Here is an 18,002-nt window from a genome sequence, read left to right as displayed (position 1 = left end):
ATACAAATTTGCCCTGCAGTTTGCTGTAATGGGCAGAAGTTGTTTATACCCTTTTCTTAAACATAATTTAGTTTGCTAATAATCAAAGTTTTATGCTAAATAAAGTCATAAAATACCTTATCGAAAATAAATTGGTGGCCATATTGCTGCTGATCCTCTTTGTAGGCTGGGGTATTGTTCATGCCCCCTTCAAATGGGATACTGGCTTTTTGCCAAGCGATCCCGTGGCGGTTGATGCCATCCCGGATATTGGGGAAAATCAGCAGATCGTCTTTACCAAATGGCCTGGACGCAGTCCGCAGGATATTGAGGACCAAATCAGCTATCCGCTTACCTCTTCACTTTTAGGGATCCCCGGGGTAAAGACTATACGCAGCTCCTCTATGTTCGGGTTCTCAAGTATCTACATCATTTTTGAAGAGGATATCGAATTCTACTGGTCGCGCAGCCGTATTCTTGAAAAACTGAATTCCCTTCCCTCGGGCCTGTTGCCGGATGGGGTAAGCCCAACCCTGGGACCGGATGCCACAGCTCTTGGACAAATTTTCTGGTATACCCTGGAAGGACGCGACAAGGATGGAAATGTAACGGGTGGATGGGATCTGCAGGAGCTCCGCAGCATTCAGGATTATTACGTAAGGTATGGGCTTTCCGCTGCCAGTGGGGTATCGGAAGTAGCCTCTATCGGGGGCTACGTTCAGGAATACCAGGTTGATGTTGATCCGGAAAAGATGCGGCAATACAATATAAGCCTGGCCGATATTGTAAAAGCGGTTAAGGAAAGCAATCAGGAAATTGGTGCACAAACGCTGGAATTGAATAAGGCCGAGTACCTGGTTCGCGGCCTGGGCTTTGTAAAATCCGTTGCGGATATTGAAAACGCCGTCGTTTCTTCTGAAAACTATACGGCTATCCGTGTCAAAGACGTGGGCCGGGTGCATTTGGGGCCTGCTGTACGGCGTGGGATCCTGGACAAGGAAGGTGCTGAGGTTGTTGGAGGTGTTGTGGTTGCCCGTTATGGCGCCAACCCCCTGCAGGTCATCAATAATGTAAAAGAACAAATTGCAGAATTAAGTGCCGGTTTACCTTCAAAAGTGTTGGCAGATGGCCGGAGTTCCCAGCTGACCATAGTGCCCTTTTACGACCGTACCGAATTGATTCAGGAAACCCTGGGGACCCTTAACGAGGCCCTGACCCTGGAAATATTGATAACCATCCTGGTAATTGTGGTAATGGTATTCAACCTGAGGGCCTCCATTTTGATTACAGGACTATTGCCAGTGGCGGTTTTGATGGTTTTTATAACCATGAAACTGTTCAATGTAGATGCAAACATTGTGGCACTATCAGGAATAGCCATTGCCATAGGTACGATGGTGGATGTGGGGGTCATCCTGGCTGAAAACATGATCCGACACCTGGAAGATGAGCAATTGCGGTTTCGTGAAGACGGAACGCCCTATTCGGTAAACGAATTGATATACAATGCAACTGCTGAAGTTTCTGGCGCCATCCTTACCGCAGTACTCACTACGATTATCAGTTTTTTACCAGTCTTTACGATGATTGGAGCAGAGGGGAAGTTGTTTCGTCCCCTGGCTTTTACAAAAACGATGGCGCTGGCCGCATCTCTGGTCATAGCATTATTCATTATCCCTCCTTTAGCAGCTCAGATCTTTAAAAACAGGAATTTGCGCAAGCAGACGGCCCTGGGTCTGAATGCAATGCTGCTGCTTTTTGGCCTTGTCGCCATTGCTTTCGGATATTGGCTGGGGCTCGTATTGCTTGCATTTGCTATAAATGGGCTGGTTAGCACTTATTTCGGTAAGAAGGAATATCAACTCTCTTTTGCCTCATACCACTATGTCCTATCCACGGCATTGGTTAACCTGATCATTACGGTGGTTACAATCGTTTTTCTGCTGGCCGAGTACTGGCGACCCCTGGGGTTTGACAGGAGCTTGCTGATGAACCTGCTTTTTGTTCTTATCACTTGCTTTGGGGTACTGGGCTTGTTTTCATTACTCAAGCGTTATTACGATCGTATTTTACGCTGGGCTCTTGAGAACAGAGTATTGTTTTTGTCCATCCCAGCCACCTTACTCCTTCTCGGAATTGTAATTATGCGCAATACCGGCAAGGAATTTATGCCCGCGCTGAACGAAGGTTCTTTTCTGCTGATGCCTACCTCTTTACCGCATGCGGGCGTGGAAGAAAACAAGCGGGTACTGCAACAGCTGGATATGGCCGTAGCCAGTATACCTGAAGTAGAAACGGTAGTTGGCAAGGCAGGCCGAACGGAATCTGCATTGGATCCGGCACCTTTGTCCATGTATGAGAACGTAATCCAATACAGGGCTGAATACCAGACCAATGCTGAAGGCAAGCGCCAGCGCTACCGGGTCAATACAGACGGATTCTTCGAACTGAAAAACGGCCAGTTGCTGGCCAACCCAAATACAGATGCCGGGAAAGCTACCAATACAAGTGGTGGTGTACTTTCAAATCCTTTCCGCTTTGACCGAAACCTGCTAATTGAAGATACTGACGGGGAATATTTCCGGAACTGGCGGCCGGAAATACAATCGCCTGATGATATCTGGAATGAAATAGTACGGGTTACCAAACTGCCCGGGGTCACATCGGCACCCAAGTTACAACCGATAGAGACCCGTCTGGTAATGCTGCAAACAGGCATGCGGGCGCCTATGGGCATCAAGGTAAAAGGCCCGGACCTGAAGGAAATTGAAGCCTTCGGATTGCGGCTGGAAGAAATTCTCAGGCAGACAGAAGGAGTTAAAGAGCAGGCCGTATTTGCAGACCGGATTGTAGGGAAACCCTATCTGCTGATCGATATTAAACGCGATCGCCTTGTCCGTTACGGAATTACCATAGCAGATGTGCAGCAAGTACTATCCGTTGCCGTTGGAGGTATGCCTTTAACCCAAACGGTTGAGGGCCGGGAGCGCTATGCCGTGCGCGTTCGCTACCCCCGTGAACTTCGGGAGAACCCTTCGGACCTTAAAAACATCTATGTGCCGGTGGAGAAGGGCAAACCTGTTCCTCTGGGGGAACTGGTCGATATCCGATATGAACAGGGACCGCAGGTTATCAAAAGCGAGGATACCTTTTTAGTGGGCTACGTCCTCTTTGATAAACGCGATGGTTTCGCAGAGGTGGATGTAGTTGAAAATGCCCAGGCGCTCATCAAAGAAAGAATTGAAAGTGGAGAGTTGATCGTACCCGAGGGGATCAGTTATCGGTTTACGGGCACCTATGAGAACCAGTTACGCGCAGAGAAAACTTTGTCTATAGTGGTTCCTTTATGCCTGTTCATTATTTTCCTGATCCTGTATTTCCAGTTTAAGTCCGTATCTACCTCATTAATGGTATTTACAGGAATCGCTATTGCTTTTTCCGGAGGCTTTGTAATGATCTGGCTCTACGGCCAGGATTGGTTTTTAAACTTCAATCTCTTTGGTGAAAACCTGCGAGACTTGTTTAACATGAAAACAATCAATCTCAGTGTAGCGGTCTGGGTTGGTTTTATAGCCCTTTTTGGAATCGCCACAGATGACGGGGTGGTCATGGCCACATATCTGGGCCAGACCTTTGAAAAGGATCGCCCGGCTGATAAGATCGGTGTACGTCAGGCTACCCGTGAAGCGGCCGGAAAGCGGATCCGCCCCTGCCTGATGACAACGGTAACCACGGTATTGGCATTGCTGCCCGTTCTAACCTCCACAGGAAAAGGAAGCGATATTATGGTTCCTATGGCAATACCGATTATTGGTGGGATGCTTATCGATGTTACCTCTTATTTTCTCTTGCCGGTTTTGTATTGCTGGCGTGAAGAATATCAACTCAAAAGAGTACATAAATGAAAAATAGACTGCTTTTACTGCTAATAGTATTTGTTTCCGCTGTTCCCAGAGCCCAGGAGCTGCAATCTTATATACAACAGGCACTTGAGAATAACCCCGGCGTGCAGGCCTATAAATTGCGGTACAACATATCGGAGGAAAAGATAAATGAAGCAAATTGGTTTCCCGGCACAGAAATTAGTGCGGGTTATTTTGTAAGTGAGCCAGAAACACGTACCGGAGCCCAGAAAGCAAGGTTTTCAGCCCGGCAGATGCTCCCCTGGTTCGGAACGGTTTCTACCCGGGAGGGCTATGCCTCTGCCATGGCGGAAACGGACTATTTGGATTATCTGGTTGCCACGCGAAAACTGACCCTTTCGGTGGCCCAATCCTATTACCGCCTGAATGCGCTACAGGCAAGGGAGGCAGTTTTGGAGGAAAACCTGGAATTGCTCAGAACCTATGAAGAACTGGCACTTACATCAGTGGAGGTGGGAAAGGCAAGTGCCGTTGATGTACTGAAACTGCAGATACGCCAGAATGATCTGCAGCAACAAAAGGAAATACTGCAGCAGCAATTCCGGGCAGAACAGGCAACATTCAATGCATTGTTGAACCGTGACCCGGGAATAGCCATCAAACTTCCTGGGGAAATACCATTGCCCGAGGCAGATCCGGTTCCGGCTGATAGCATCAGGCTGAACCCAGAACTCATACGCTTCGATAAAATGTACGAGTCCGTGGTACAGGCCGAGTTGCTCAACCAAAAAGAAAGCGCCCCCATGTTCGGGGTCGGGCTGGATTATATTCCGGTAGCCGAACGGCCCAACATGAGTTTTGACGATAACGGGAAAGATATAGTGATGCCCATGGTTTCCCTTTCTATCCCAATTTTCAATTCGCAATACAATTCAAGGACCCGGCAAAACGAACTGCGCAAACAGGAAATAAACTTTCAAAAGCAGGAGCGGTTAAATATACTGGAAACGGCATTCTCAAATGCCCTGTCCAGGCGTAACGAAGCCCGAATAGCTTTTAATACCCAGACCAGGAACTTAAAACAGGCGGAAGAAGCATCGGAAATCCTGGTAAAAAGCTATGAAACGGGAACTATAGACTTCAATGATGTACTGGACATACAGGAACTGCAGTTAAAATTTCAATTAAATTCTATCCAGGCCGTCCAGCTATATTATGAACAAGCAGCAATTATCAACTATTTAATTAATTAAAATCAAGACTATGAACAGAAACATGAAAACCGTAATCGCAGCCATTGGAATATTATTCGTTGTTGGCTGCAAGGAAAACAAGAAAGCGGAGGAAGTCCCGGCGCCTGAGGTTAAATTAGAAAAGCAGGAAGAAGCTAATAACAGTGAGATGGCCATGGCTTCCTTTATGGATGAAGCAACTGAATCTGTATGGAGTAACTACCTCGAGCTGAAAACTGCACTGGTGAACAGCAATGTAAATGAAGCTCAGGCAGCCGCCGATAAACTGGCCGGGAGCACGGCAGAAGGGAACAAGACTATTAATGAAATGGCGACGGAAATTTCACGGGCCACTGACATCGAAAAACAACGACAATTGTTTTCTGCCCTGGGTGAGCAGGTAGAAACATTACTTAGGGAAAACCTGAGTGGAGGGACCATATACAAACAATTTTGTCCCATGGCATTCAACAATGAAGGCGGTTATTGGCTAAGCGATGCCGGGGAAATCCGCAATCCGTATTTCGGAGATAAAATGCTGAAGTGCGGGAAGGTTGCAGAAGAGATTTCAAAATAAGTAGGTTGCAAGGTCTTTGGCCGGGATACACCTTAGGGATCTAGTTGTATCCGGGCCACTGATCTATGGGAGCCTAAATCTCAAACAATGGATCAATTTTATGTACAATTGGGTATGACAGCTTGTAAATAGAATAATTATAATAGAACTATAGGGTGAAGGTTAAGATTAAAAATATGGTATGCGAGCGATGCCGAAAAGTCCTGTACCAGGAATTGCAGCGGGCCGGAATAAAAGTGATATCCCTGGAATTAGGCGAATTGGTTGTCCCGGATGAGGTCTCTGCTGATGCAGGAATCATTAGAGAAATTATTGAACGAAATGGCTTTGAAATCATAGATGACCAAACCACAATATTAGTTGAAAAAGTAAAGTCACTTTTAATAAGGAAGGTAGAAGACCAGGATCTAAATAAGGAAAAGATCTCTGAATACCTTTCCGGCGAGCTCCATACGGATTATTCGATAATTAGTAAATCCTTCAGCCTTTCAACGGGCATGACCATAGAGAAGTACCTCCTTCGTTTGAAGGTTGAAAAAGCCAAAGAATTATTGCAAATGGACCGCCAGAGCTTTTCTGAAATCGCTTACACTTTGGGATTCAGCGCAGGCAGCCATCTTGCGAAACAATTTAAAAGTATTACAGGCATGTCTATGACGGAGTATAAAAAATTACAGCAATGGAACCGGAAGAATTACGACAAAATTTTATAAGCCTGAACCACAATTTTTAAAGCCGAAGGGATTTACGCTGCCTAATTTTGCTATAAAACCATAAAAGGCAAAAAAATGAAACACACCTACCACATACACGGGATGACCTGCACCGGATGCAAAAAGCATGTTGAAGAAGTGCTCAATTCGGTCGATGGAGTGAATAGTGCCTCGGTCAGTTTGGAAAAGGAGGAAGCCGTTATTGAAATGGAGCATCACATTGAACTAAAGACATTTCAAAAGGCCCTGGAACAAGCTGGAGGCCATTATAGTATCCATTCACCCGGGGATCATCCGCATCCATCCAAAAAAGCGGAGCCGCGGAAAGCGAAAGGAAAAGGTAGCGGAACCTTTTATTGCCCGATGCATTGTGAGGGAGACAAGACGTATGATAAGCCCGGGGATTGCCCGGTATGCGGGATGGACCTGGTAGAAGAGCAAAACACAGCTTCTGCTGCCTCGGCTGGTCAATGGACCTGCCCCATGCATCCTGAGGTGGTCAAGGATGAGCCGGGCAGCTGCCCCATTTGCGGGATGGATTTAGTTCCTATGGAGCCCGAAGAATCGGCAGAGGCGAAGACGTATAAAAAATTACTTAAAAAACTGTGGATTGCAGCGGCCTTTACCCTGCCCATTTTCCTGATCGCCATGAGCGAGATGATACCAAATAACCCGCTGTATGATCTGTTGGCTCAGAAATATTGGAACTGGGTGCAATTTGTACTTTCCATTCCGGTTGTTTTTTACGCTACCTGGATGTTCTTTGAAAGGGCGTATCGCAGTATAAAGACCTGGAACCTCAATATGTTCACCCTTATCGGGATTGGAGCCGGGGTGGCCTGGCTATTCAGTGTTTTTGGCTTGCTGGTTCCGGATTTCTTCCCTGAGCAGTTCAAAACTGAATCAGGAGCGGTTCATGTTTATTTCGAGGCTGCCACCGTTATTTTAACCCTGGTCTTGTTAGGCCAGGTCCTGGAAGCCCGGGCACACAGCAAAACCAATTCCGCCGTAAAAGAGCTGCTGAAACTAGCCCCGAATAAGGCCATCAAAGTGGTAGGGGGAGAAGAAGTGGAAGTGCGTATTGATGAAATCGAAATCGGGGATATCTTAAAGGTAAAACCAGGCGATAAAATTCCTGTGGATGGTATCATTACAGAAGGACACAGTGCTATAGATGAGTCCATGATCACCGGGGAGCCTATCCCCGTGGATAAAAAAGAAGGTGATAAGGTGAGCAGCGGGACCATCAATGGAAATCAATCCTTCCTGATGAAGGCCGAAAAAGTGGGAAGCGATACCTTGCTTTCACAGATTATTACCATGGTCAATGAGGCCAGCCGCAGCCGCGCACCCATTCAAAACCTGGCCGATACGGTTTCGGCCTATTTCGTTCCCGCAGTGGTGTTTATAGCCATTATAACGTTCATTGTTTGGGCTGTGTGGGGTCCGGAACCTGCCTACGTCTATGCCCTGGTCAATGCCATTGCCGTCCTGATTATCGCCTGCCCCTGTGCCCTGGGGCTGGCAACGCCCATGTCCGTAATGGTGGGCGTGGGAAAAGGGGCGCAAAGCGGGGTGCTGATCAAAAATGCGGAGGCCCTTGAAAAGATGGCCGGGATAGACATCCTAATTGTCGATAAAACGGGAACCCTTACGGAAGGAAAACCAACTGTTGAAAAAGTTGGTTCTTTTGACGATGGTTTGGATCAAAAGCAAATCCTTGAATATATAGTATCCTTGAATACCCATAGTGAGCACCCGCTGGCAGAAGCTACCCTCGAATATGCCAAAGAACAATCAGTATCGGCAGATAAGGCTGAAAACTTCAATGCGGTTACCGGAAAAGGAGTGGAGGGAAACCTTAACGGGAAGCAGCTGGCACTGGGCAACCCAAAAATGATGGAATATGCTGGGGCTAAGCTGTTGGATCATCACAAGACCACGGCAAAGGAATTTCAAAAAAAGGGTAAAACCGTCTCCTATTTAACGGTTGATGGCCAGGTTGCGGGCTATGTTGTTATAGGCGATAAAATCAAAGAAAGCAGTGCCCGTGCAATTAAAGCCTTACAAAACAAAGGGGTATCGGTAATGATGCTCACCGGGGATAACAAGGATACAGCACAGGCGGTGGCAGATGAGTTAAACCTCGCCGATTTCAGGGCGGGAATGCTTCCGGAAGACAAACTAAAGGAAGTTGAACGGCTTAAATCTGAGGGGAAAGCTGTAGCGATGGCCGGCGATGGCATCAATGACGCTCCTGCACTTGCCAAAAGCGACGTGGGTATCGCCATGGGTACGGGCACGGACGTGGCTATTGAGAGCGCTGCCATTACCCTGGTCAAAGGGGACCTTCAGGGCATTGTAAGGGCCCGGAAGCTGAGCGAATCAGTAATGAGGAATATAAGGCAAAACCTGTTTTTCGCATTGATATACAATACGTTGGGAGTGCCGGTCGCGGCGGGGGTGCTCTATCCATTTTTCGGTATCCTGCTCTCCCCTATGATTGCGGCTGCAGCCATGAGCTTTAGCTCGGTTTCAGTAATTGCCAATGCCCTCCGCTTAAGGAATTCTAAAATTTAAATGCTACGTATATGAGACCAATACCCTATTTACTAATCTTTTTCCTCGTATTCTCGGGCTGCAAGGAAGAAAAGAAAGAAAGCGCCGAAGAACACCAACATACTAGCGAGAAGCCGGTAACAGGCGGCGCTAAGGCTTTAAGTCCGCATACTTCTGCCATGGCCATGGTGGGAGGTGCACATGTGCATATCGATTACTCTTCCCCCGGCGTGCGCAACCGAATAATATTTGGTGGGTTATTGGCCTATGACGAGGTCTGGCAGGCAGGTGCACACATGGCTACCTGGATAGAGACCAACAAAGATTTGATAATTAAAGGCGAAACCCTTGAAGCTGGGAAGTACGGAATGTTTGCCATTCCCTCCCGGGAAAAGTGGACATGGATATTCAATAAAAATTGGGACCAGCATGGGAAGGATGAATATTCCGAAACCGATGATGTTATCAGAATAGATGTTTTACCTGAGAAAACAGATAATATAACCGAGCAATTGACCTACCAGGTACGGGAAACCGGACCTTCCTCAGGAATCATTTCAATGTCATGGGAGCAGGTAAAAATCGAGATTCCGTTTACAGTTAAACAGTAAAATATGGTAAAAAGGCGTACGGCAAAATGGATTCGAAAATCGCATCGGTACCTCGGGATTTTCCTGGGGTTGCAGTTCCTGATGTGGACCCTCAGCGGCATTTACTTCAGCTGGACTGACATTGATGAAATCCACGGGGACCATTTTAGGAATATGGAATATCAACCGCCTGAATTTGTTGGCTTAATTGCTCCTTCGGAGCTGGATGTAGTCGGTGGCATACATTCCATTGAAATCAGGGATATCGCAAATGCCCCGTATTACTGGATAAATAACAGCTATTTGTACAACGCCACCGATGGAACACCAAAACAATCCATCAACCAGGACGAAGCCTTATACGTAGCCAGGCAGTATATGAAGGAAGGGCTGGAAGTAACTGACGTAAGGCTTATTGAGAAAACTGACTCCCACCATGAGTATCGGGAGAAACTCCTGCCCGCCTTTGTTATTACCTATGAGGGGGCGGATAATCTGAAGGCTTATGTTTCTGCAGTGGACGGAAAATTCCAGACGGTACGCCACAGGGATTGGCGCATCTTTGATTTCCTCTGGATGACGCATACCATGGATTATGAGGGCCGGGACGATTTTAATACCACGGTACTCCGGGCATTTTCTTTAATGGGATTGATAACCGTCTTAAGTGGGTTCCTGCTTTGGTATATCAGCTCCCCATCCATCATTAAACTGAAAAAACGATTAAACATAAAAAAATGAAACAGCGCATTATTTATATCGCAATTGCAGCAATTGCCGGGTTGGGTATTGGTTACCTGCTCTTTGGGGATGCCGGTACCAGCAATGGGGATAACACCACCCATGATCATTCCACGGCTGTTGAGAACCAGATGTGGACCTGTTCCATGCATCCTCAGATTATGCAACCCGAGCCGGGGGATTGCCCTATTTGTGGGATGGACCTGATACCGGCTGAGTCCGGGGAGCAGGGCTTGTCGCCCGAGCAGTTCGCGATGACCGAGAATGCCCTGGCACTGGCTAATGTGCAAACAACCCTGGCGGGGTCCGGTAGGGCAGGGGATGTTTCTGATGTAACCGTATCCGGAAAAATTGCCGTTAATGAGGAATCCATTGCCGTACAGGCCAGTTATTTCGATGGCAGAATAGAGCGGTTAAATGTTAACTATGAAGGGCAGCAGGTACGGAAGGGGCAAATGCTGGCTACTATCTATTCGCCCGAGCTGGTGGCAGCCCAGCAGGAATTGCTGACTGCTGTTTCCCTCAAGGAGTCACAGCCGCAACTGTATGGGGCCGTCCGGAACAAAATGAAGCTCTGGAAGCTTTCTGAAAATCAGATTGACAAAATTGAGAGTAGCGGAGAAATCACTGAAAACTTCCCGGTGTACGCCACTGTCTCCGGTACTGTCTCAGAAGTAATGAGTGCGGAGGGGGATTACGTAAAAAAAGGGCAACCTATTGTAAAGGTAAGCAACTTGAATACCGTTTGGGCTGCGTTTGATGCCTATGAGAGCCAGCTGGCCTTATTCAAAAGGGGACAAGTGGTCCGTATTACCACCAACGCCTACCCGGGCAAAACATTTGAAGGTACTATTTCCTATATAGATCCTGTTCTGAATACGACCACCCGGACCGTCACGGTCCGGGCTACCCTGAACAATGCGGACGGCCTGTTTAAACCCGGGATGTTTATAAACGGGAGCATAGCCCTGGATGCAGAAGGGGAAGCAGATTCAACATTCTGGATTCCCTCCTCAGCCGTAATGTGGACAGGCGAACGTTCCCTGGTTTACGTTAAAGTAAAACCGGATGAAGCCGTTTTTGAAATGCGGGAAGTAGTCCTGGGTGCCCGAAAGGGGGAAGAGGTTGAAATAGTCTCCGGGTTGAAGGCCGGGGAGGAAATTGTTACCCATGGCACCTTTACGGTAGATGCCGCTGCCCAGTTACAGGGCAAGAAAAGTATGATGAACCGCTCGGGAGGACCATCCATGACCGGGCATGAAGGGCATTTGGGGTCAGAACCAGGACCGGATAGCAAGGACATGGGCCAGGCTGGGAAAATGGAATTTACGGAAGCCTTTCAAAGGCAATTCGGCGCGGTGATAGCCTCCTATCTCAGAATGAAAAATGCTTTGGTGGCCAGCGATGCCAATCAGACAGCGCAGTATGCAAAAGCATCAATGGAAGCCCTGAATAAAGCGGATGTCAGCGAGCAGCAGCAAAAGGGAAAAATTCACCTTGCACAAATTCGGGAAAAGCTCGAGGCAATATCGGCAACGGAGAATTTGGAAGCACAACGGGAACATTTTGTTTCCCTTAATGAGCATATGGTCGCTGTGGCCGAAAGCCTTAGCTCCTTGGAAAATACCCTTTACGTACAGCGTTGTCCCATGGCTAATAATAACAAGGGAGCGGTTTGGTTGAGTACAGAAAAAGAGATCAGGAATCCCTATTACGGGGATAAAATGATGAGTTGTGGAGAAATCCTTGAAGAATTGGGCAGTTAGGGCAGTACTCCTCTTGTAGATTCCCGGGTGTAAGTACCACCAATCGCTCCCGGGAATCGCTTTTTAACAGGTCCAATAACTTTTAATAACTTTCGGTGTAAGAAAAAGCACTAAAATCCTACTTTTACATCGGATTTTTTTAAATGAGAGCATTATGTCGGAAACAAAAGAAAGAATAAAAACTTTGATACTGGGTTCCGGTCCGGCCGGATATACAGCTGCTATTTATGCAGCACGGGCAGACCTGAAACCTGTAATCTATACAGGGATGGAGCCCGGCGGCCAGTTGACTACAACTACAGAAGTGGAGAATTTTCCCGGTTATCCGGAAGGCATTGACGGACCTGCCATGATGGTGGATTTGCAAAAACAGGCTGAGCGTTTTGGAACGGATGTACGCATCGGGATGGCAACGGCCGTTAATTTTTCAGACGAGCCCGGGGGTATCCACGAGGTTACAATAGACAATAATAAAGTGGTGGAAGCCGAGTCTGTGATCATCTCCACCGGGGCCACAGCAAAATATCTGAATATTCCCAGTGAACAGCGCCTGCGCGGAGGTGGTGTTTCTGCCTGTGCCGTTTGTGACGGCTTCTTTTACAAGGGCCAGGACGTAGCCATCGTTGGAGGAGGGGATACCGCTGCGGAAGAGGCATCCTATCTGTCCAAGATATGCAACAAGGTTACCATGCTGGTCCGCAAGGATTACCTTCGGGCCTCAAAGGCTATGCAAAACCGTATTATGAACATACCCAACCTTGACATCCGCTTTAATACAGAAGTGGATGAGCTTTTGGGAGAGCAGGTGGTGGAAGGCCTGCGGATGGTGAATAACCAGACGGGCGAAAAGGAGGAAATTGAGATAACCGGATTTTTTGTAGCCATCGGGCACAAGCCCAATACAGAAATTTTTAAGGGACAACTGGAGATGGACCAGACCGGATATATTATTACCAGGGGGAAATCCACCAAAACCAATAAGCCCGGAGTCTTTGCCAGCGGGGATGTTCAGGATAAGGAATACCGTCAGGCGGTTACGGCAGCGGGTACGGGCTGTATGGCGGCCCTGGATGCGGAACGCTACCTGGCTGAGGTTGAAACGCCAGAAGAAACCACTACCTGAAAGGACCTGCACCTAAATGAAAAATAAAAAACCGCAAGGGGTAGCCTTTGCGGTTTTTTGCGTTGATGTAAGGAGATGTACTACTTAATTTTTTTGTAGTTTTCTGAAAATGAGCGGTTACCGTCTTCATCAAAATTAATCTGACTGTAGGTATCACCGTCAATGATTAATTCAAATGTGAACTGCCGCATGGTATCCAGGGCCTGTAACATTTGGTAATCCCCGAATTCGATGGTTTCCACCAATTCAGTGTCGGTGATATAATAACTTCCATATCCAAAACGGCCAACGGTATCATTGGGATCCGTTCGGGACCACATCACTTTCCCGTTGTAAAACATTTTTATTTGCCGGTATCCTTCAACCAAAGCTGTGGTATCGACCACCTGCTGTCCATTGTAATTATAGAAGCTTTGAAGTTCCCAGGTGCCCTCAATGGAATGCATGTTGTCCGGTCTCGCTGAGGTAAGGGCTGTTGCGGTAATTAGAATGAGCGCCAATACGACTAGTCCGAGAATTTTTTTCATGGTAGGTGTTGTATTAAAATTATGTTAATAAGATACAATATTATTTGGTATTCCAACAAATAATATCCTAAAATTACGACGTATTTACAGCAATACAGCTGTCCGTTTAAACATACTGAAATACGGTACTACCCTGTATGTAGTTGTGCATTGCCCTGTGCAGATTGGATAGCCTCCGGGAGGCTGTAAAATAAAAAACAAGGGAAACGACAGGATCCTCACGAGTAAGTTGCAGCGGTTTCCTTGGAAATTAAACACCTGTTCACAGGAGCAGGGAAACGCCGCTTCCGCCAGTTGCAGGGAAAAAGACTTTTCCGTCCTGCCCTATTTCAACTCCCCTGGCAATATCTTCCCTTAAAAGCATGGCTCCATCCATATCCACATAATCCAGTTCGGGAAGCAGCTGTGCAATGGCTGATATCCCAACGGAAGATTCAGTCATGCAGCCAACCATCACCTTCAGGCCCAGTTCTCGGGCCCTGGAGATCATCCGGCGGGCGGGGATCAGCCCGCCGCACTTGGTGAGTTTTATGTTGATACCGTTAAAATGCAGTGCACATTTGTCCACATCTTCTTCCCGGATACAACTTTCGTCCGCTATTACAGGCAATACACTCTGATGAATCACCTGTTCCATCCCTTGCCAGTTGTCTGCGGCCAGGGGTTGTTCAATAAATTCCACCCCCAGAGGTTTAAGAGCGATGGCATTTTCGATTGTTTCCCGGGCTGTCCAGGCACAATTTGCATCCACCCTGAAAACGGCATCTGTATGGTTTCGCAATTCTCTTATAATCGAAACGTCTTCTGTGGTCCCCAATTTAATTTTGTAAACCGGCCAGGGTTTTTCCAGCATTTTAGATCGCATTTTTTCGATGGAATCCAAACCAATAGTGTAATTGGTGACCGGGTAATTTAAGGGCTCAGTCCCCCATATTTCATAAAGCGGCTTGCCCATTAATTTCCCGTAAAGGTCATGGGCGGCCTGGTCCAGGGCGCATTTGCTGAAATTCGAAAGTTCCTGCTGGTCCATCCACTGGTAAAATGCTTCCGGGCTCTGTAGCTTATAAGTGCTTATATGCGCGCGCACAGCTTCGATTTCCCTTTTCATCCCGGCAATGGTAATTCCGTAATAAGGTTTGGCGGCTGCTTCACCATAACCGGTTTTGCCGTCTTGTGCGAGCGAAACAATCAGACATTCCTGATGGTCATATCGTTCACGGGAAATACCAAAAGAGTGTTTGAGTTTCAGGTCGTAAGCGCGTATTTGAAGCTCCACGTTTATAGTTTTACATCCCTAAAGTAAGGAATTCAGGCTTTTATAAAACAAAACCCCCGGGAACTTCCCGGGGGCTGGTTTAGATGACTGCTTCTTTTTTTGACTGATAATAACAAAGAAATGCTTCAATACTTGTGTACGCTTCCGGACACTGATTTGTTGCTCTGTACATTGGGGTTCCCGCTATAGGAAATGTCCCCCCCACTGCTTGCATCGGCGGTCAGGGATTCGGATACCTGTATCTTGATACCGGCTCCGCTGCTCGCGTCGGCGTGGCAAACCTTAACTTCCAGGTCCCGGGCCTTGATATCAGAGCCACTGCTGGCATCTGCGTAGAACAGGTTTGCCCGTCCTGTAAGACGAATGTCCGCCCCGCTGCTGGCGTCGGCCTCTATTTCATCGGCAAGTACCTCTAATTCCAGTTCTGCCCCACTGCTGGAATGCAGTCTTAATTTCCCGGCTTCCAGGGTGCCATTCACCACCAGATCTGCTCCGCTGGAGGCGGAAAGGCTGCTAACTTCCGGCAGGGTAACATATACTTTTTTGGTTGCCCTTCCGATATTTTCAATGGCATGCACCTTTAATTTACCATCTCTAATATCCGTGCCGATCAGTTCGATTACATTCTCATCGGCTTCAACCCGAATGCTATGGCGGGACCCCTGGGTCACAAAGACATCTATGCCTTCTGAGGCGCTGATGGCTGAGAAATCTTCGGTAATATCCCTGGTTTCCTCTTCTACCACCCCGTTTCCTTTTATTCCGGAGCCCCAGTTTACGTCCAGCATGCAGGAAGTGCTGAGCAGGGCTAAAATAATTGCGATTGTAAATCTTGCTAGTGTTGCCATTTTCGTCGTTTTTTGATTGATCAGTGTTACGCTTGTCTAATTGTTTAATTTATTTTCAAATATCTCAATTGGCGCTGCCTTGCGGCAGTAATTCCTGCTGAACTGTGCAATTCGCCTACTGAATTGCAATTTCTATTAGTTTTCTTCCGCTTTTATCTGAATGCCATCCTCATCGATCTTCATCTTAAAGGAATCCTGTTCGTCTTTCAGGTCTACATCCAGGCCGTTCTCATCCAGGATGATTCTGCCGTTTCCCCTCTCGTATTCAACTTCATCGGGGCAGTCCAGGCAAACGAGCTCGCCGTTTTCATCCATCTGCCACTGGTATTTCACTATTTCCCTCCGGTACAGGTCCCGGTCGGTGCGGGTTCGGCGCCCGATATAATTCCGGGCATTGGAGTCAAATTCCAGGATGGTTCCCGCAGGGACGTAGACCGCGATGCGCATTTCCTGGTCCCGCAGCTTGTTTTCCGCTTCCGTGCTGAAGTAATTGTCCAGCATCAGGGTTTTACCCGACAGGGCATAGGAATAGATGATATTACCGGCCCGCTCCCGAGCATTTTCATAGGAGTTCCCGTCGGCATCCTTTCTTATCCTGATATAGGAAACAGAATCTTCCGCCTTGCGGATATCCACCAGCAGGTCATCCGAATAAAGCATGGGGTTGTCATTGTCATCATACCTGATTTTCATGCCCCCAATAGTTGCCGTGCGATAATCGGAGAAGTCCCCCTCCCGGAACTGAATCCGTAAGGTGTCGGGCTCCTGTATGGCAAGGGTGTCCCGCTCGGTTACGCTACCGGTGAAGGCATGGGCCGAGGCTTGTTTGATCCCCAGGACTGCCAGAGTAATAATCGACATCAGCCAAAGCCCCAGCAGGGAGAATTTCGCAATATTCCCTATGGACTTCAGGTTAGTAACCAGGATGCGGATCCCGAGGTACATCAGGAAGAAAAATGGGATTCCCACTGCAAAAAACAATAAGAGGGAAACCACCCAGACCGGCGCATCGGTGGAATTGACCATTCCTATAAAATCGACTCCCGGGATGTGTACTATATCTACTATCCCCACGGTAAAGAGCCCAACAAACAGGCCAATGAGGGTGCTGGCCCCTATGATGATCAGCAGGATCCCGATAAACTTCCCGATTACCTTAAAGAGAAACATGATGATATCTCCCAGGGTATCGAAAAAAGTCTTCCCGGTTTCCTTTACCTTGGAACCTACTTTTTCATAATCAACGCTTCTTACTTTATCGGCCACATCGTCGAACCCCTCTTTTACCTTGCGTTCAATATTGCTGATATTGACCGGCTCCCCGGTCATATCAAGCTTTTGAGAGGTCGTGGCCGCTTCCGGGACCAGTATCCACAGGATCAGGTAAGCTATAAAGCCAAAGCCTCCTGCAAAGATGGCCAGGAATAAAAAGATCAGCCTGATCCACAGGGCATCTATGCCCAGGTAATGTTCCAGGCCGGCACAAACTCCTCCAATATACTTGCGATCGATATCGCGGTATAATTTTTTGGCGCGGGAGGAGGAAGTCCTCCTAGTACCTGAGGAGGGCTGGTCTTCAAAGATCTCTTCGTCTATATGGTAGTCTTCCGGCTGCCCCATGATGGTGATAACCTCATCCACTTCTTTCTGGGTGATGACCTGCCGTTCATTTTCCATTTTTTCAAAGAACAGCTCCGCGATCCGGGCTTCAATGTCCGCTATGATCTCATCGCTTCCTGTGGTTCCGGCAAAGGAGCGTTTAATGGCCTCAAGGTAGCGCTGGAGCTTCTGGTATGCATTTTCATCAATATGAAAAAGCATATTAGCTAGATTTATATTTACAGTCTTGTTCATTTTACTTGTTTTTTACCTTGGTTACTACATTCACGGCTGAGCGAAGTTCATCCCAGGTGGTGTTCAATTCCTTCAGAAAAACCTTGCCGGTCTCTGTTAGTGCGTAATATTTCCTTGGGGGGCCAGAGCTGGATTCTTCCCAGCGGTAATTGAGCAGGCCGGCATTTTTTAGCCGGGTCAGCAGTGGGTAAATGGTCCCCTCCACTACGAGCATTTTTGCATCTTTAAGGGTCTCCAGGATCTCGGACGCATACTTGTCCTCTCCACTGAGGATCGAAAGAATGCAATACTCCAGGACGCCCTTTCGCATTTGTGCTTTTGTATTTTCGATGTTCATAATTTGTTTTCTTTTCC

General features: G+C 47.5%; 14 protein-coding genes. 9 read left to right on the top strand and 5 right to left on the bottom strand.

Features of this window, described 5'->3' with window-relative positions; genetic code table 11:
* Nucleotides 1-92: 92 nt before the first annotated feature.
* The 9 genes from ACT6NV_RS00815 to trxB all read left to right on the top strand — a co-directional run bounded on the left by ACT6NV_RS00815 (nt 93) and on the right by trxB (nt 13,143).
* On the top strand, nt 93-3,884 hold the full coding sequence (locus tag ACT6NV_RS00815; RefSeq protein WP_445385390.1) for an efflux RND transporter permease subunit: 3,792 nt from the start codon (nt 93-95) through the stop codon (nt 3,882-3,884).
* Nucleotides 3,881-5,095 (top strand): TolC family protein, encoded by a 1,215-nt coding sequence (locus tag ACT6NV_RS00810; protein WP_445385389.1) that lies wholly within the window; start codon nt 3,881-3,883, stop codon nt 5,093-5,095. The genes ACT6NV_RS00815 and ACT6NV_RS00810 overlap by 4 nt, the downstream gene beginning before the upstream one ends.
* A 10-nt stretch (nt 5,096-5,105) precedes the next feature.
* Entirely contained in the window at nt 5,106-5,651 is a 546-nt protein-coding gene (locus ACT6NV_RS00805; RefSeq protein WP_445385388.1) for a DUF3347 domain-containing protein, read from the top strand.
* A gap of 155 nt (nt 5,652-5,806) precedes the next feature.
* On the top strand, nt 5,807-6,364 hold the full coding sequence (locus ACT6NV_RS00800; protein WP_445385387.1) for a helix-turn-helix domain-containing protein: 558 nt from the start codon (nt 5,807-5,809) through the stop codon (nt 6,362-6,364).
* 75 nt (nt 6,365-6,439) lie between these two features.
* On the top strand, nt 6,440-8,944 hold the full coding sequence (locus tag ACT6NV_RS00795) for a heavy metal translocating P-type ATPase (protein WP_445385386.1): 2,505 nt from the start codon (nt 6,440-6,442) through the stop codon (nt 8,942-8,944).
* An 11-nt stretch (nt 8,945-8,955) separates the two neighbouring features.
* Entirely contained in the window at nt 8,956-9,534 is a 579-nt protein-coding gene (locus tag ACT6NV_RS00790; RefSeq protein ID WP_445385385.1) for a DUF2911 domain-containing protein, read from the top strand.
* A 3-nt stretch (nt 9,535-9,537) separates the two neighbouring features.
* Nucleotides 9,538-10,254, top strand: coding sequence for a PepSY domain-containing protein (locus tag ACT6NV_RS00785; protein ID WP_445385384.1), 717 nt, complete (start codon nt 9,538-9,540; stop codon nt 10,252-10,254).
* Nucleotides 10,251-12,020: an efflux RND transporter periplasmic adaptor subunit gene (locus tag ACT6NV_RS00780; protein ID WP_445385383.1), complete on the top strand. Its 1,770-nt coding sequence runs from the start codon at nt 10,251-10,253 to the stop codon at nt 12,018-12,020. Before ACT6NV_RS00785 ends, ACT6NV_RS00780 begins: the two co-directional genes overlap by 4 nt.
* A 154-nt stretch (nt 12,021-12,174) precedes the next feature.
* The gene (gene trxB, locus ACT6NV_RS00775) at nt 12,175-13,143 is read left to right on the top strand and encodes a thioredoxin-disulfide reductase (protein ID WP_445385382.1); all 969 of its coding nucleotides are present in this window, start codon (nt 12,175-12,177) and stop codon (nt 13,141-13,143) included.
* An 80-nt stretch (nt 13,144-13,223) separates the two neighbouring features.
* Here the strand turns inward: trxB and ACT6NV_RS00770 are convergent, their stop codons facing one another.
* From ACT6NV_RS00770 to ACT6NV_RS00750, 5 genes are all read right to left on the bottom strand, one after another.
* A complete protein-coding gene (locus ACT6NV_RS00770; RefSeq protein WP_445385381.1) occupies nt 13,224-13,670 on the bottom strand; it encodes a hypothetical protein in 447 nt (148 codons plus the stop codon).
* Between the two features lie 262 nt (nt 13,671-13,932).
* Nucleotides 13,933-14,946 carry a dipeptide epimerase gene (locus tag ACT6NV_RS00765; protein ID WP_445385380.1) on the bottom strand — a complete coding sequence of 338 codons (1,014 nt, stop codon included), beginning with the start codon at nt 14,944-14,946 and terminating at the stop codon, nt 13,933-13,935.
* A 125-nt stretch (nt 14,947-15,071) separates the two neighbouring features.
* Nucleotides 15,072-15,794: a head GIN domain-containing protein gene (locus ACT6NV_RS00760; protein ID WP_445385379.1), complete on the bottom strand. Its 723-nt coding sequence runs from the start codon at nt 15,792-15,794 to the stop codon at nt 15,072-15,074.
* A 135-nt stretch (nt 15,795-15,929) separates the two neighbouring features.
* On the bottom strand, nt 15,930-17,648 hold the full coding sequence (locus tag ACT6NV_RS00755; protein ID WP_445385378.1) for a PspC domain-containing protein: 1,719 nt from the start codon (nt 17,646-17,648) through the stop codon (nt 15,930-15,932).
* A 1-nt stretch (nt 17,649) separates the two neighbouring features.
* A complete protein-coding gene (locus ACT6NV_RS00750) occupies nt 17,650-17,985 on the bottom strand; it encodes a PadR family transcriptional regulator (RefSeq protein WP_445385377.1) in 336 nt (111 codons plus the stop codon).
* Nucleotides 17,986-18,002: the final 17 nt, after the last annotated feature.

Source organism: Robiginitalea insularis, assembly GCF_052497835.1.
Note: the sequence above shows the minus strand (reverse complement) of the source record. Positions and strands in the feature narration are given on the sequence as shown.

What these genes read in the sequence shown, in the direction of transcription:
- ACT6NV_RS00815 (WP_445385390.1), top strand. Translation starts at nt 93, where the DNA reads ATGCTAAATAAAGTCATAAAATACCTTATCGAAAATAAATTGGTGGCC.
- ACT6NV_RS00810 (WP_445385389.1), top strand. Translation starts at nt 3,881, where the DNA reads ATGAAAAATAGACTGCTTTTACTGCTAATAGTATTTGTTTCCGCTGTT.
- ACT6NV_RS00805 (WP_445385388.1), top strand. Translation starts at nt 5,106, where the DNA reads ATGAACAGAAACATGAAAACCGTAATCGCAGCCATTGGAATATTATTC.
- ACT6NV_RS00795 (WP_445385386.1), top strand. Translation starts at nt 6,440, where the DNA reads ATGAAACACACCTACCACATACACGGGATGACCTGCACCGGATGCAAA.
- ACT6NV_RS00790 (WP_445385385.1), top strand. Translation starts at nt 8,956, where the DNA reads ATGAGACCAATACCCTATTTACTAATCTTTTTCCTCGTATTCTCGGGC.
- ACT6NV_RS00785 (WP_445385384.1), top strand. Translation starts at nt 9,538, where the DNA reads ATGGTAAAAAGGCGTACGGCAAAATGGATTCGAAAATCGCATCGGTAC.
- ACT6NV_RS00780 (WP_445385383.1), top strand. Translation starts at nt 10,251, where the DNA reads ATGAAACAGCGCATTATTTATATCGCAATTGCAGCAATTGCCGGGTTG.
- trxB (WP_445385382.1), top strand. Translation starts at nt 12,175, where the DNA reads ATGTCGGAAACAAAAGAAAGAATAAAAACTTTGATACTGGGTTCCGGT.
- ACT6NV_RS00770 (WP_445385381.1), bottom strand. Translation starts at nt 13,670, where the DNA reads ATGAAAAAAATTCTCGGACTAGTCGTATTGGCGCTCATTCTAATTACC.
- ACT6NV_RS00760 (WP_445385379.1), bottom strand. Translation starts at nt 15,794, where the DNA reads ATGGCAACACTAGCAAGATTTACAATCGCAATTATTTTAGCCCTGCTC.
- ACT6NV_RS00755 (WP_445385378.1), bottom strand. Translation starts at nt 17,648, where the DNA reads ATGAACAAGACTGTAAATATAAATCTAGCTAATATGCTTTTTCATATT.
- ACT6NV_RS00750 (WP_445385377.1), bottom strand. Translation starts at nt 17,985, where the DNA reads ATGAACATCGAAAATACAAAAGCACAAATGCGAAAGGGCGTCCTGGAG.